This is a genomic window from Exiguobacterium sp. J17977 (assembly GCF_018616375.1).
In the GTDB taxonomy this organism is placed as follows: Bacteria; Bacillota; Bacilli; order Exiguobacteriales; family Exiguobacteriaceae; genus Exiguobacterium; species Exiguobacterium mexicanum.
The window spans coordinates 349,371-364,262 of the sequence record NZ_JAEQBB010000002.1 but is presented as its reverse complement, the minus strand read 5'-3'; the positions used below and the strand labels follow the sequence as shown (position 1 = coordinate 364,262).

The 14,892-nt window shown below is 52.6% G+C and carries 13 protein-coding genes; all 13 read left to right on the top strand.

What is annotated here, in order from left to right; genetic code table 11:
• Positions 1 to 99 precede the first annotated feature (99 nt).
• The 13 genes from tsf to KNO58_RS05305 all read left to right on the top strand — a co-directional run bounded on the left by tsf (position 100) and on the right by KNO58_RS05305 (position 14,863).
• Positions 100 to 981, top strand: coding sequence for a translation elongation factor Ts (gene tsf, locus KNO58_RS05365; RefSeq protein ID WP_214752214.1), 882 nt, complete (start codon positions 100 to 102; stop codon positions 979 to 981).
• 106 nt (positions 982 to 1,087) lie between these two features.
• Positions 1,088 to 1,813 (top strand): UMP kinase, encoded by a 726-nt coding sequence (pyrH, locus tag KNO58_RS05360; protein ID WP_021067148.1) that lies wholly within the window; start codon positions 1,088 to 1,090, stop codon positions 1,811 to 1,813.
• Positions 1,810 to 2,370 carry a ribosome recycling factor gene (gene frr / locus KNO58_RS05355; RefSeq protein ID WP_214752213.1) on the top strand — a complete coding sequence of 187 codons (561 nt, stop codon included), beginning with the start codon at positions 1,810 to 1,812 and terminating at the stop codon, positions 2,368 to 2,370. The genes pyrH and frr overlap by 4 nt, the downstream gene beginning before the upstream one ends.
• Before the next feature lie 83 nt (positions 2,371 to 2,453).
• Positions 2,454 to 3,191, top strand: a complete 738-nt coding sequence (locus tag KNO58_RS05350) for an undecaprenyl pyrophosphate synthase (protein ID WP_214752212.1) — start codon at positions 2,454 to 2,456, stop codon at positions 3,189 to 3,191.
• Position 3,192: 1 nt separating this feature from the next.
• Entirely contained in the window at positions 3,193 to 3,990 is a 798-nt protein-coding gene (locus tag KNO58_RS05345; protein ID WP_214752211.1) for a phosphatidate cytidylyltransferase, read from the top strand.
• A gap of 15 nt (positions 3,991 to 4,005) precedes the next feature.
• Entirely contained in the window at positions 4,006 to 5,151 is a 1,146-nt protein-coding gene (dxr, locus tag KNO58_RS05340; RefSeq protein WP_214752210.1) for a 1-deoxy-D-xylulose-5-phosphate reductoisomerase, read from the top strand.
• 16 nt (positions 5,152 to 5,167) lie between these two features.
• On the top strand, positions 5,168 to 6,418 hold the full coding sequence (gene rseP, locus KNO58_RS05335) for an RIP metalloprotease RseP (RefSeq protein WP_214752209.1): 1,251 nt from the start codon (positions 5,168 to 5,170) through the stop codon (positions 6,416 to 6,418).
• A 40-nt stretch (positions 6,419 to 6,458) separates the two neighbouring features.
• On the top strand, positions 6,459 to 8,159 hold the full coding sequence (locus KNO58_RS05330; protein ID WP_214752208.1) for a proline--tRNA ligase: 1,701 nt from the start codon (positions 6,459 to 6,461) through the stop codon (positions 8,157 to 8,159).
• A gap of 74 nt (positions 8,160 to 8,233) precedes the next feature.
• Positions 8,234 to 12,526 carry a PolC-type DNA polymerase III gene (locus tag KNO58_RS05325; RefSeq protein ID WP_214752207.1) on the top strand — a complete coding sequence of 1,431 codons (4,293 nt, stop codon included), beginning with the start codon at positions 8,234 to 8,236 and terminating at the stop codon, positions 12,524 to 12,526.
• Between the two features lie 119 nt (positions 12,527 to 12,645).
• Positions 12,646 to 13,116, top strand: coding sequence for a ribosome maturation factor RimP (gene rimP / locus KNO58_RS05320; protein ID WP_034777274.1), 471 nt, complete (start codon positions 12,646 to 12,648; stop codon positions 13,114 to 13,116).
• Between the two features lie 12 nt (positions 13,117 to 13,128).
• Positions 13,129 to 14,295, top strand: a complete 1,167-nt coding sequence (gene nusA / locus KNO58_RS05315) for a transcription termination factor NusA (RefSeq protein WP_214752206.1) — start codon at positions 13,129 to 13,131, stop codon at positions 14,293 to 14,295.
• On the top strand, positions 14,292 to 14,570 hold the full coding sequence (gene rnpM / locus KNO58_RS05310; protein ID WP_165569410.1) for an RNase P modulator RnpM: 279 nt from the start codon (positions 14,292 to 14,294) through the stop codon (positions 14,568 to 14,570). Before nusA ends, rnpM begins: the two co-directional genes overlap by 4 nt.
• Complete coding sequence (locus KNO58_RS05305; RefSeq protein ID WP_021067159.1) at positions 14,567 to 14,863, top strand: YlxQ family RNA-binding protein; 297 nt, start codon at positions 14,567 to 14,569, stop codon at positions 14,861 to 14,863. Before rnpM ends, KNO58_RS05305 begins: the two co-directional genes overlap by 4 nt.
• Positions 14,864 to 14,892 lie beyond the last annotated feature (29 nt).

The window sequence follows — 14,892 nt, the reverse complement described above, 5'->3', positions numbered from 1 at the left end:
TAAAGGGAAAGCCTTTTATCACCTTTTTTTAGGACATGTATATAAAAGCCTTAGTGCTTTTTCTTAAAAATTCGTAAGTTTTACAAGGAGGAATTTCCGATGGCAGTTACAGCAGCAATGGTAAAAGAACTTCGTGAAAAAACAGGCGCAGGTATGCTCGATTGCAAAAAAGCACTCACTGAAACAAACGGTGACATGCAAGCGGCAATCGACTTCCTTCGTGAAAAAGGGATCGCTAAAGCAGCAGCTAAAGGCGACCGTATCGCAGCAGAAGGTTTGACGGCAGTAGCGGTTGACGGCAACAAAGCTACACTCGTCGAAGTCAACTCAGAAACAGACTTCGTTGCGAAAAACGAGAAGTTCCAAACACTCGTTTCAGACGTGGCGAACGCAGTTCTCACTTCAGGCGCGACAACGGTTGAAGCAGCACTTGCTTCTGAGTTCGTAGCAGGTAAAACACTTGAGACGCACATCCAAGAAGAAGCTTCGACAATCGGAGAGAAAATCTCACTCCGTCGTATCGCAGTTCTTGAAAAAGCTGACGATGCAGTCTTCGGCACGTACCTTCACATGGGTGGACGTATCGGTTCGATCGTCATCATCGACGGTACAACAGACGAGACAGTTGCGAAAGACGTTGCGATGCACGTCGCAGCAGCACGCCCACTTTACGCGACACGCGACGAAGTATCGGCTGAAGAAGCAGACCGTGAGAAGAAAGTCTTGACTGAGCAAGCCCTCAACGAAGGTAAGCCTGCTAACATCGTCGAGAAGATGATCGCGGGACGTATGAACAAGTACTTCGAGGAAATCTGCCTCGTTGACCAAACATTCGTTAAAGACGCTGACTTCAAAGTTGGGAAATACGTAGAGTCTAAAGGCGGCCGTGTCAACTCATTCGTACGTTTCGAAGTTGGAGAAGGTATGGAAAAACGCGAAGAAAACTTTGCTGAAGAAGTAATGAACCAACTTAAAAAATAATCTGCATCACCCGTGATGCAATCAAAATTGGGAACACGTCTGTATAACCTTGAGTTAGTTCGTTAAGGGAGCGTGTTCCCTTTTTTCAAGCAAGAGGAGGCAAAGTATGGAACCGAAATATAAGCGAATTGTGTTAAAATTGAGTGGAGAAGCGCTCGCAGGAGATCAAGGGTACGGGATTGACCCGGCCATCGTCAACTCGATCTCTGGACAAATCAAAGAGTTGGTCGCCTTGGGCGTCGAAGTCGCCGTCGTCGTCGGTGCCGGAAACATCTGGCGCGGAAAAACGGGCAGCGAACTCGGCATGGACCGGGCGAATGCCGACTATATGGGCATGCTCGCCACAGTGTTGAACTCGCTCGCACTTCAAGACAGCCTTGAATCGAACGGTGTCCAGACGCGCGTCCAAACCTCAATCGAAATGCGCCAAGTGGCTGAACCGTACATCCGTCGTCGGGCGATGCGTCACCTTGAAAAAGGTCGAGTCGTCATCTTCGCGGCTGGGACGGGGAACCCATACTTCTCAACAGACACGACAGCGGCACTCCGCGCAGCGGAAATTGAAGCTGACGTCATCTTGATGGGGAAAAACAACGTCGATGGTGTCTATTCGGCGGATCCGAAACTCGTTCCGGATGCGGTCAAATACGACACACTCACGTACTTGGACGTCTTAAAAGACGGACTCCAAGTGATGGATTCGACAGCCACATCACTATGTATGGACAACCATATCCCACTGATTGTATTCTCATTGCTTGAAGAAGGAAACATCAAACGTGTCGTACTCGGGGAACATATCGGGACGGTAGTAGGAGGAATCAATTCATGAGTGTAAATGACGTATTGAAAACTGCTGAAGAAAAGATGGAGAAAGCCCATGCTGCCTTGAAACGTGATTTCGGGACACTTCGTACGGGACGCGCGAGCGCGTCAATCTTGGACCCGGTCCAAGTCGACTACTACGGCGTACCGACTCCGCTCAACCAAGTGGCGAACATCAACACTCCGGAAGCGCGTCTACTCTTGATTCAACCGTGGGACAAGTCGATGGTGTCAGATGTCGAGAAAGCGATTCAAAAAGCCGATCTCGGCCTCTCACCGTCTTCTGACGGGACGGTCATTCGTCTCGCCATCCCAGCTTTGACAGAAGAGCGCCGTAAAGAGCTCGTGAAAGTGACGAAAAAGTATGCGGAAGAAGCGAAAGTGGCTGTCCGTAACGTACGTCGTGACGCGAACGAAAACTTGAAGAAGCTTGAAAAAGATGGGGATTTGACTGAAGACGACCTTCGCGGTTACGCGGATGACGTTCAATCGTTAACGGATTCATACATCAAAAAGATTGATGAATCTGCAGCGACGAAAGAAAAAGAAATCATGGAAGTGTAATCACGGAAGTGGTATACCAAAAAGCTGTGTGGGGACCCTTTTACTGAGAGGGTCCCTCTTTCATACAATCAGGAGGATAGAGTATGTTTAAATGGGTGAATCCTAAAACAAAGACCGAGGCGGAACTGAGCATTCCCGAACACGTCGCCATCATCATGGACGGCAACGGCCGTTGGGCGAAGAAGCGTGGGCTCCCTCGCATCATGGGTCACCGGGAAGGGATGAAGTCGGTCCGGGAAGCGGTACGCACCGCCCAAGAACTCGGCATCCGTTCCTTGACGCTTTATGCGTTCTCGACGGAGAACTGGACGCGTCCTGAAGAAGAAGTCAACTTCTTGATGAAGTTGCCGAAGCAATTTTTAGAGACGGATTTAAAGGAATTGGATGAACAAAACGTACGTGTGCTCGTCGCAGGCGATGAGACGAAACTGCCGCGCGGGACGCGGGAAGCGGTCGATGAGGCCCGGACCCGTACGGCGATGAACACGGGGCTCGATCTCGTCTTCGCCCTCAACTATGGTGGACGTGACGAACTCGTACAAGCGATGAAACAAATCGCGAGTGACGTGGCTCACGGCACCATCCAACCGGACGAGATTGATGACGTCATGATTGGCGAGCGTCTCATGACGAACATGCAAGACGTCGATTTGATTATCCGCACAAGCGGAGAACAACGACTCTCGAACTTCTTGCTCTGGCAAGGTGCGTATGCTGAATTACATTTCACGGACGTATTATGGCCTGAGTTTAAACGGGACCACTTCGTCGAGGCGATTGAGGCATATAACGCGCGGACACGTCGGTTTGGTGGGGTGTGACATGAAAACACGAATCATTACCGGTCTTTGGGCCGGGGCTATCTTTGTCACGTTGATCGCCCTAGGCGGCAGCCCGTTCGTCATCTTGATGGGCGTGCTCGCCTTAATCGGATTGAGCGAGTTCACGTTGATGCGCAATCATAAATTGATGGCGTTCCCGTTTCTCGTGACGTCACTTCTCGTGGCGTTCCCATTCATCTTGTTGTTGCTCGAACGCCGACTCGTCCTTGACGATTTGCCGATGTCGACGAACCAGTGGATGGTGCTCGGTTTGATGCTCCTCTTGTTTTGGACGGTCGTCACGAAAAACCGTTTCACGTATGAGGATGCGAGCTTTTATTTCGTCTCGGCCGTCTATCTCGTCGTCGGATTCTCGAGTTTTGCACTCGTCCGTCTGTCAGAAGACGGACTTGTCAAAGTGTTGCTCGTCTTGTTCATGATTTGGGCGACCGATTCTGGTGCCTACTTTACCGGGAAAGCGATCGGAAAGACGAAGCTATGGCCATCCATCAGCCCGAATAAGACGATTGAAGGTGCCATCGGCGGGATCATATCGGCGATTGTCCTTGGCATCGTCTACGTGCTCATCGAGCCGGTATTGCCGATTCTCGAGGTGTTGGTGCTCGCGGTCGTCGTATCAGTCGTCGGTCAGCTCGGTGATTTGGTACAATCAGCGTACAAGCGTCAATATAATGTGAAAGATTCGGGTCATCTGTTACCGGGGCACGGTGGAATTTTAGACCGGTTTGATAGTATGATCGCGGTATTCACCGTCATTTGGGTATTTAATTTGTTATAAAAGAGGAGTGTCAAGATGAAGCGAATCAGCTTAATCGGGGCGACTGGATCGATTGGCGTACAGACATGTGACGTCATCGAGCAGCACCCCGACTTGTTTGAACTTGAGGCATATGCGTTCGGAACGAACGTAGACGTGGCGGAAGAATGGATCAATCGCCTGCGGCCGAAATACGTATCCGCTAAAAATATCGAGGTACTCGAACAGCTCAAGCCACGCCTTACATATGAACCACTCTTTTTCATCGGACTGGAAGGATTGATTGCATGTGCGACGGCTGAACGGGCCGATGTCGTCGTGACGGCAGTCGTCGGTGCCGTCGGGCTTGAACCGACCCTTGCCGCCATCGAAGCGGGGAAAGACATCGCGCTCGCGAACAAAGAGACGCTCGTCACGGCAGGGCATCTCGTCACCGCGGCCGTTAAAAAGCATGGCGTCAGCCTGCTCCCGGTCGACAGTGAACATTCGGCCGTCTATCAATGCTTGAACGGGGAGCGTCGCGAGGACGTCTCGAAAATCATCTTGACGGCTTCGGGCGGAAGTTTTCGTGACAAGTCGCGGGAAGAGCTCGAAGGCGTGACCGTCGCGGAGGCGCTCGCGCACCCGAACTGGTCGATGGGTGCCAAAATCACAATCGATTCAGCGACGATGTTCAACAAAGGACTCGAAGTCATCGAAGCGCACTGGCTGTTCGATATCGATTATAATGATATTGAAGTAGTGCTCCATCGCGAGTCGATCATCCACTCGATGGTCGAGTTCAAAGATGCCGCTGTCATGGCTCAGCTCGGCAACCCCGATATGCGAGGCCCGATCCTCTATGCGCTATCGGGCCCGAAACGTCTTGAAATCGACGGGAACAAGCGGTTAAACTTGAGAGAAATCGGAACGTTGCACTTCGCGGAAGCCGATTTGACACGTTATCCGGCGTTACGCCTCGCCTATGAGGCCGGTCGCGCCGGTGGTTCGATGCCGACCGTGCTCAATGCGGCCAACGAGGCGGCCGTCGAGCTGTTCTTGAACGGGAAGATCGCTTTCCTCGATATCGAACGCATCGTCGAACAAGCGATGGAGACACATACGGTAATTGCAGAACCGACGCTCGAGGAGATTCTTCAAATCGACCGAGCGGTTCGAGAACAAATTCAGCAAGGAAAGTGAAGGTGGGGAATAGACAATGACGACTTTTATCGCCATCGTTTTGATGTTTGGGGTACTCATTTCGGTTCATGAATGGGGACACCTCGTCATGGCGAAACGGGCAGGGATTCTCTGTCATGAATTTGCAATCGGGTTTGGACCGAAAATCCTCTCATTCCGAAAAAATGAGACGCTGTATACGATTCGACTATTGCCAATCGGCGGTTATGTCAAAATGGCCGGGGAAGATTTTGAACCAATCGAAGTGAAGGCCGGGCAACACGTCGGATTGCGTCTGACGAGTGCCGGGACGGTCGATCGCCTCTATTTCCAACCGGACCAGGCCCAAGACGTTCATGTCGTCGGGACGGTCGACAAGTTTGACTCGGTCCGCGAATTGAAAGTCCAACTGCTCGTCGATGATGAAGTCCGTGTTTACTCACTCGAGCGGGACACGCTTCTCGTCGACCAAGGTATGGAGATTCAAATCGCGCCTTACGACCGCACGTTCGGAGCCCAATCCGTTTGGAAACGGGTGCTGGCGATTGCAGCCGGTCCGGCGATGAACTTCGTCCTTGCCTTCCTTCTTCTCGTCATCGTCGGTCTCGTCCAAGGGACACCGACGGACGACGGTCAAATCGGTACGGTCCAACCGGACTCGGCCGCCGATCAAGCCGGACTCGTCGCAGGCGACGAGATCGTCTCAATCGAAGGTCAACCGATCGACAACTGGCTCGATTTGCGGACGGTATTGGCTGATCGTGCCGACACACCGACCGAAGTAACGTATGTTCGTGACGACGTCGAGCAAACGGTGACGATTACACCGCAAGCGGTCGAGCAAAATGGGGAGACAGTCGGGATTTTAGGCGTGACGAACGCGCTCGAACGTTCACCTGCCAAAGCCTTCACGACAGGGGCCGAGACGACGTGGACGATGTCGACGCTCATCTTCTCCGCGGTCGGTGACTTGGTGACAGGTCAGGTCGGCGTCGATCAGTTGGCCGGTCCGGTCGGGATCGTCCGCATGACCGACGAAGTGGCAGCGAGCGGATTCATCATGCTCCTCAACTGGACGGCACTTCTATCCGTCAACTTGGCCATCTTCAACTTGTTGCCGCTTCCGGCGCTCGATGGGGGACGACTCATCTTCCTCTTGTTCGAGGCGGTGCGCGGACGGCCGATTGATCCGAAAAAGGAGGGCTTCGTCCACTTTATCGGATTCGCCTTACTCATGCTGCTCATGTTGATTGTCACCTGGAATGATATCCAATCATTCTTTAAATAATTAGATCCAATCGAGTTACAGAAGGGAAACGTTGATACCTATGAAACAATCGAGACTGTTCATGCCTACATTAAGAGAAGTACCGGCCGATGCAGAAGCCGTCAGCCATCAGCTTCTCGTCCGTGGGGGCTTCATGCGCCAAAACGCCGCTGGGATTTATTCATATCTCCCACTCGGCCATCGCGTATTGCACAATATCCAAACGATTATCCGTGAAGAGATGAATCGGGCCGGAGCGCAAGAGTTGCTCATGCCTGCGATTCAACCGGCTGAACTATGGGAAGAGACGGGACGCTGGGGCATTTACGGTCCAGAATTGATGCGATTGACGGACCGTCACGACCGTCGTTTCGCACTCGGTGCGACCCATGAGGAACTCATTACGTCAATCGTGCGCGATGAACTCAACTCGTATAAAAAACTACCGGTCAACTTGTACCAGATTCAAACGAAGTATCGCGACGAACGTCGTCCGCGTTTCGGATTGCTCCGTGGCCGTGAGTTCTTGATGAAAGACTCGTACTCGTTCCACGCTACACAAGACGACTTGGACGAAGAGTACAAAAATATGTATCAAGCCTACTCGAACATCTTTGATCGCATCGGCTTGAAATATCGTCCGGTCGTAGCCGATTCTGGTGCCATCGGCGGGAAAGATACACACGAGTTCCAAGCGCTCGCCGAAATCGGTGAGGATACGATCGTTTATACGGATTCATCAACGTATGCTGCGAACATCGAGATGGCGGAAACGCTCGACCGTTACGACATGCAAGCGGCCGACGTGCTCGCCCTCGACAAAGTCGATACAAAAGACAATAAGACGATTGAAGACGTGGCGCGTTTCTTGAACGTCGATCCGAAGACGACAATCAAGTCGGTTCTCTTCAACGTCGACGGCGAGACGGTCATGGCCATCGTTCGCGGCGATCACGAGGCGAACGACGTCAAAGTGAAGAACGCCCTCGGTGGACTCGACATCCAAATGGAAGAAGAAGCGACGATTATCGACTTGTTCGGCTGTGAGCCGGGCACGCTCGGACCGATTCATTCACCGGTCAAAGTCGTGGCTGATTACGCCGTCAAATATTTGGTCGACGCGGTATGTGGCGCCAACGAGGCGAACACCCATTATACGCACGTCAACGCCGAACGCGACTTGTCGCATTTGACGTATCACGACCTCCGTTTCGTCGTCGAAGGCGACATGGCACCTGACGAGTCGGGTCCGGTCCGCTTCGCCCGCGGGATTGAAGTCGGACAAGTGTTCAAGCTCGGCACGCGCTATTCAGAAGCGATGGGCGCGACGTTCTTGAACGAAGAAGGGCGGGCCGAACCGCTCATCATGGGCTGCTACGGCATCGGCGTCTCGCGCACGTTGTCGGCCGTCATCGAGCAACATCATGACGACCGCGGCATCGTCTGGCCGAAGAGCGTCGCTCCGTTCGATTTGCACTTGATTGCCATCAACACGAAGGACGAGGCGCAACTCGAACTCGCGAACCGTTTGTACGATGAGCTGTCATCGACGTACGATGTATTGTATGATGACCGTAAGGAACGGGCTGGCGTCAAGTTCGCCGACGCTGATTTAATCGGTCTTCCGATTCGGATCAACGTCGGGAAAAAAGCAAGCGAAGGAATCGTCGAAGTGAAAGTACGTGCCACTGGCGAAGTCCTCGAGACGACAGTCGATGAGTTGCCACGTGTCATCACGGCGCAACTGAACGAAGCCAAATGATCGATGAAGGTGACGGTTTCTTGCCGTCACCTTCATTTTTCGACATTGAATGATAAAAGGGGGACTTCTTACCCGTGGAAGCTAATCAAAAAATGCAATTGCTCTTGGGTGACCTCGGCATCACGACGGAAACGGATCAGTTCGACGGAGCAGAATTGTCACGACTCGTCGTCAACAAGCAACGTCGGACGTGGACGTTCTATTTCCAATTACAACAAGTGTTGCCGTATGAGGTGTACCAACTGTTCATGAGCCGGCTCGAGAGTCGTTATGCGACGTTCGCGGACGAGGTTTACGCTCGGTTCACGACGACATCAGGTGGGGGCGAACAGGACTATATCGACTATTGGCCCCGGATCGTCAGTGAGCTGAGCCAAGTGTCAGGCGCGATGCGCAGTTATTTCGCATCGGTCTCACCGCGCTTCGAGCAGAACAAATTGCTCATCCCGGTGCGCTCGGCCCCTGAGGCGAACTATGTCGATAAAGAGTTATGTCAAGAAGTCCAGGCGCTCTACAGCGCCTACGGCTTCATGAAAAAACCGTGCCAAGCGTTCTTCTCAGAAGATGCCGATGCGAACCAGGCGTTGCGCGAACAAGTCGTCCAAGAAGATTTGGAACAGGCGAAGCTCGCCCTCGCGGCGCAGTTCGCCAAGTCGACCGAGACGAACGATGAACCGGTCACGGAAGTGCGGATGGGTGCCTTGATTAAAGATGAGATCGTCCCGATCAAGACGATTATCGAAGAAGAACGGCGCGTCGCCATCCGTGGCCTCGTCTTCTCGGCCGAACGGAAAGAACTGAAGAGCGGGAAGAAACTGTTCACGTTCAAGATGACGGACTATACCGACTCGCTCATCGTCAAAGTGTTCGCGCGCGATGACGACGATGACCGGATGCTCAGTGCCGTCAAAAAAGGCATGTGGATTCAAGCGGCCGGTCGGGTCGAAGATGACAGCTTCATGCGCGAACTGTGCATGATGGCGTCGCAACTGCAAGAAGTGAAAGTCGAGCCGGTCCGGGACGAATGGGCCGGTGAGAAACGCGTCGAACTGCATGCGCATACGCAGATGAGTCAGATGGACGCGGTCACGAACGTATCGGCGCTCGTCGCAAGAGCGGCGAAATGGGGCCACCGCGCCATCGCCATCACCGACCATGCCGGTGTCCAGTCGTTTCCGGAAGCGTATTACGCCGGGAAAAAGAACGACATCAAAGTGTTGTTCGGGGTCGAGGCGAACGTCGTCAATGACGGCGTACCGGTCGCCTATCATCCGACCGACGTCCCGCTCGACGATGCGACGTACGTCGTCTTCGACGTCGAGACGACCGGGCTTTCGGCCGTCTACAATAAAATCATTGAGCTTGCTGGCGTCAAAATCAAAGACGGCGAGATTATCGACCGCTTCGAGGCGTTCGCCGATCCGAAGCATCCGCTCTCGGCCACGACGATTGAACTGACGGGTATCACGGACGATATGGTCCATGGCCAGCCTGATCCAGAAGTCATCGCCAAACAGTTCGTCGATTGGTCCGGGGACAGTATCCTTGTTGCGCATAACGCCGCGTTCGATATGGGCTTTCTCGAAGCGACGCTCCGGAGCGGCGGGCACGAGCCGGACGATTATCCGGTCATCGATACGCTCGAGCTCGCCCGGACGATTTTACCGACGCTCAAGAACCACCGTCTCAACACGCTCGCGAAGCGATTCGATATCGAGTTGACGCAACATCACCGCGCCATCTATGATGCTGAGGCGACGGCGTATTTGCTCATGAAGCTGCTCGAACTCGCCAAACAGATGTTTGAGATGCAGACGCATCGCTCGCTCAATGCCAAAGTCGGAAGCGATGTCTCGAAGATTCGTCCGTTCCATGCGACGATTTATGCGAAAACAAAAAAACCGGGACTTCGGAATTTATACGAATTGATTTCCTTGTCGCACATCGATTACTTGTTCCGCATGGCACGCATGCCGCGCTCGGAGATTATCAAACGACGCGAGGGCCTCTTAATCGGTTCGGCGTGTGACAACGGCGAGATTTTCGACGCCGCCCTGAACAAGTCTGACGAAGAGTTAGAGAAGATGATGGCGTTTTACGATTTTATCGAGATTCATCCGCCGGCGCTCTATATGCACCTCATCGATAAAGAAATCGTCGCCAACGAACTCGAATTGCGTGAAATCATCAAACGGATCATTCGCGTCGCCGGTCAAGCCGGACTGCCTGTCTGTGCGACCGGCAACGTCCACTATCTCGATCGGACGGACCGCTCGTATCGAGAGATTTTGATTCGGACGCAAGGTGGCGCCAACTTTATCAACACGCGGAAAGAACTCCCACACGCCCATTTCCGCACGACGAAAGAGATGATGGAAGACTTCAAATTCCTCGGGGACGAGCTCGCCCGTGAGATTGTCATCACGAACCCGAACGCGATCGCCGATCAAATCGAGTCGATTCAAATCATCCCGGACGACTTGTATACGCCGAAGATTGAAGGCGCCGACGACGAAGTCCGGAATATGAGTTATGACATGGCCCGCTCGATATATGGTGAACAACTGCCGGAAATCGTCGAGGCTCGGCTTGAGAAAGAGTTGAAGTCGATTATCGGTCACGGGTTTGCCGTCATTTATTTGATCTCGCATAAACTCGTGAAAAAATCGCTCGATGACGGCTATCTCGTCGGATCGCGTGGTTCGGTTGGATCGAGTTTCGTTGCGACGATGACCGAAATCACTGAGGTCAATCCGCTGCCACCGCATTACGTCTGTCCGAAGTGTCAACATTCCCACTTCTTCGACGACGGATCGGTCGGGTCCGGGTATGACCTTCCCGATAAGCAATGCCCGGAGTGTGGGACTTGGTATACGAAAGACGGGCACGATATCCCGTTCGAGACGTTCCTTGGTTTCAAAGGGGACAAAGTACCGGATATCGATTTGAACTTCTCGGGTGAATATCAACCGCACGCCCACGCCTACACGAAAGTGTTGTTCGGTGAAGAGTATGTGTATCGTGCCGGCACAATCGGGACGATTGCCGATAAGACGGCGTACGGGTACGTGAAAGGCTATGCGACCGAGAACGATAAGATTTATCGGAACGCCGAGGTCGACCGGCTCGTCTCGGGTGTCACCGGCGTCAAACGGACGTCCGGGCAACACCCGGGGGGGATTATCGTCGTCCCAGACTATATGGACATCGCCGAAATCTCGCCGATCCAATATCCGGCCGATGATAAGTCGTCCGAATGGAAGACGACCCACTTCGACTTCCACTCGATTCACGACAACTTGCTCAAACTCGATATTCTCGGTCACGATGATCCGACCGCCATCCGGATGCTCCAAGATTTGTCCGGTATCGATCCGAAGACGATTCCGACGGACGACCCGACGGTCATGAAAATCTTTTCGTCGCCGGAAGTGCTCGGTGTGACGCCGGAGCAAATCGAATCGAAGACGGGAACGCTCGGGATTCCAGAGTTCGGGACGAAGTTCGTCCGGCAGATGCTCGAAGAGACGAAACCGTCGACGTTCTCCGAACTCGTTCAAATCTCGGGACTGTCTCACGGGACAGACGTTTGGATCGGCAACGCCAACGAGCTCATCTATAACGGGACGTGTGAACTCAAAGACGTCATCGGGTGTCGTGATGACATCATGGTCTATTTGATTTATGCGGGCCTCGAACCGTCATTCGCCTTCAAAATCATGGAGTCGGTACGGAAAGGGAAAGGCTTGTCGGAGGACATGGAGACGGAGATGCGGGCCAACGATGTCCCGGAATGGTACATCTCGTCTTGTAAAAAGATCAAGTATATGTTCCCGAAAGCACACGCCACGGCGTACGTGCTCATGGCCGTCCGCATCGCCTACTTCAAAGTGCATCATCCGATTCTATATTACGCGACGTACTTTACGGTCCGAGCCGGCGACTTTGATTTGTCGGCGATGATTAAAGGATCGCAGGCCGTACGGAAAGCGATGTCGGATATCCGCGAAAAAGGATTTGAAGCCACGGCGAAAGATAAGGGTCTCCACACCGTGCTCGAGCTCGCACTCGAGATGTTAGAGCGCGGCATGAAGTTCCAAAACATCGATTTGTATCGTTCGAGCGCGACCGAGTTCTTGATTGAAGGGAACACGCTCATCCCGCCGTTCAATGCGGTCGACGGTCTCGGGACGAACGCGGCGAAAGCGATCGTCGATGCACGTGCCGAAGGGCAGTTCCTATCGAAAGAAGACTTGCGCAAACGGGCCAAGTTGTCGAAGACGATCGTCGAGACGCTCGATACGATGAAATGTCTCGAAGGCCTCCCGGATGAGAACCAACTCTCGTTCTTTGATTTTGGGGTGTAAGTTGCGAAAAACCGGGAAAATATGATATATTGGTATCGAACAATGTTGGATACTACGACGGAAAGGAGTAGGGAACCCTACTCCTTTCTTGTATGTAAAAGCCAGAAGGAGGGATGAGAGTGTCCAAAATAACAGAAGTTGTCGAAGCGATTGCGTTGCCGATCGTGGAGCGTGAGAACATGGAATTGGTCGATGTCGAATTCGTGAAAGAAGGGCCGGATTGGTTCTTGCGCGTCTATATCGACAAGCCGGGGGGCGTCGATTTAGATGATTGCGTCAACATCAACGAACAACTCTCGGAAAAACTAAACGATAGCGATCCGATCGAGCAAGCCTATTATCTTGACGTCTCGAGTCCCGGTGCCGAGCGACCGCTGAAGAAGCCGACCGACTTTGAACGCGCGATTGGAAAGAACGTCTATATCAAGACGTTTGCCCCGATTGAAGGTGCTAAAGAGTTCGAAGGGATTTTGACAGAATATGACGGCGAGACCGCCGTCGTCGAGACACGCATCAAGACAAGAAAAAAAGCGATATCGCTACCGGTAGACAAAATTGCACAAGCCCGCCTAGCGGTCACGTTTAGTTAAGGAGAGGTAAAGATGGGGCCACAATTACTCACAACAATCGAACAGATTGCTAACGAAAAAGGAATCGAGAAGGAGATTATCATCGATGCACTTGAACAGGCGCTCATTTCGGCATATCGCCGAAACGTCGCCAATCCGAATGAAAACGTAAAAGTTGAATTCGACCAAGTGACCGGTGATATTCGTGTCTTCGCACTTCTCGAAGTCGTTGAACGTCTCTCGCATCCCGAGCAACAATTGTCGCTCGAAGAAGCGCATGAGATTGACCCGAACTACGAGTTAGGGGACTTCCATAAAGAAGAAGTCACACCGAGCGACTTCGGTCGCGTCGCGGCGATGACGGCCAAACAAGTCGTCACGCAAAAGATGCGGGAAGCCGAGCGCGAGCGCATCTACAACCATTTCGTCGATAAAGAAGACGAGATCATGACGGGGATTGTGGAACGGTTCGACCCACGCAACTTGTATATCGGTCTTGAAAACAATATCGAAGCGGTACTCACACCGAACGAGCAGATGCCAAATGAATCGTATCAGATTCATGACCGCATCAAAGTGTATGTGACGAAAGTCGATTCGACGACGAAAGGGTCTGGCGCAGCCATCCAAGTCTCGCGGACGCATCCAGGTCTGTTGCGTCGTCTGTTCGAGCTCGAAGTGCCAGAAATCGCGAGCGGAACGGTCGACGTCATGTCGGTCTCACGCGAAGCGGGTGACCGTTCGAAGATTGCCGTCCATTCAGACATCGTCGATCCAGTCGGCGCTTGTGTCGGTCCGAAAGGGCAACGTGTCCAAACGATCGTCGATGAGCTCAATGGTGAGAAAATCGATATCGTCCGTTGGTCGAACGACCCGAAAGAGTTCGTGAAAAACGCACTCAGTCCGGCTCAAGTCGTGGACGTGTACGTCAATGAACCGAATAAATCGACGACGGTCGTCGTGCCGGATTATCAATTGTCACTCGCCATCGGGAAGCGCGGTCAAAACGCCCGTCTTGCCGCGAAATTGACGGGATGGAAAATTGATATCAAGAGCGAGACGGATGCAGAAAGCATGGACTTGTATGATACGTACGCCGAAAAAGTTGAACCGGAGCCAGAAATTGTTCACAATGAAATGGAACAGACTGACTCGGTTGACGTCGCCCTCGAGCCGACAACGGTGAAAGAAGAGGAATGACCATGAAGCAAAAGAAACTTCCTTTGCGCAAATGTGTGGTCACGCAAGAAATGTTACCGAAACAAGCGTTGATTCGTGTCGTTCGGACGCCGGAAGGCGACGTCGTCATCGATACGTCTGGTAAATTGAACGGACGTGGGGCGTATTTGTCGAAAGATGCGGATGTGATTCGTTTAGCAGAGAAAAAACGGACACTCGATCATCATTTAAAAGTCAAGACGAGTGATGCGCTTTATGAGCAGCTGCTGCAAGCTGTGACAGGAGCCGAATCATGAGTCAGTGGGAATCATTGTTAGGCCTTGCCGCACGAGCGAGGAAAGTAACGATGGGAGAAGAGTTTGTGTTGAAGGATGTGCGAGCTGGCCGAGCCAAGCTTGTCATCCTTGCCGGAGATGCGGGAGCGTCTACGAGAAAACGGGTTACCGACAAGTGTACATCGTATGGTGTTCCATTGATTGAAGTGAGCGACCGATATACAATCGGGGCTGCTTTAGGTAAAGACATGCGAGTCGTCGTGTCTGTGACAGAATCCGGATTTGCGAACAAGCTTAAGCAACTTCTCTCTTAACTATTAACGGAGGTGGATGCTTTGGGAAA

What these genes read in the sequence shown, in the direction of transcription:
- tsf (WP_214752214.1), top strand. Translation starts at nt 100, where the DNA reads ATGGCAGTTACAGCAGCAATGGTAAAAGAACTTCGTGAAAAAACAGGC.
- pyrH (WP_021067148.1), top strand. Translation starts at nt 1,088, where the DNA reads ATGGAACCGAAATATAAGCGAATTGTGTTAAAATTGAGTGGAGAAGCG.
- frr (WP_214752213.1), top strand. Translation starts at nt 1,810, where the DNA reads ATGAGTGTAAATGACGTATTGAAAACTGCTGAAGAAAAGATGGAGAAA.
- KNO58_RS05350 (WP_214752212.1), top strand. Translation starts at nt 2,454, where the DNA reads ATGTTTAAATGGGTGAATCCTAAAACAAAGACCGAGGCGGAACTGAGC.
- KNO58_RS05345 (WP_214752211.1), top strand. Translation starts at nt 3,193, where the DNA reads ATGAAAACACGAATCATTACCGGTCTTTGGGCCGGGGCTATCTTTGTC.
- dxr (WP_214752210.1), top strand. Translation starts at nt 4,006, where the DNA reads ATGAAGCGAATCAGCTTAATCGGGGCGACTGGATCGATTGGCGTACAG.
- rseP (WP_214752209.1), top strand. Translation starts at nt 5,168, where the DNA reads ATGACGACTTTTATCGCCATCGTTTTGATGTTTGGGGTACTCATTTCG.
- KNO58_RS05330 (WP_214752208.1), top strand. Translation starts at nt 6,459, where the DNA reads ATGAAACAATCGAGACTGTTCATGCCTACATTAAGAGAAGTACCGGCC.
- nusA (WP_214752206.1), top strand. Translation starts at nt 13,129, where the DNA reads ATGGGGCCACAATTACTCACAACAATCGAACAGATTGCTAACGAAAAA.
- rnpM (WP_165569410.1), top strand. Translation starts at nt 14,292, where the DNA reads ATGACCATGAAGCAAAAGAAACTTCCTTTGCGCAAATGTGTGGTCACG.
- KNO58_RS05305 (WP_021067159.1), top strand. Translation starts at nt 14,567, where the DNA reads ATGAGTCAGTGGGAATCATTGTTAGGCCTTGCCGCACGAGCGAGGAAA.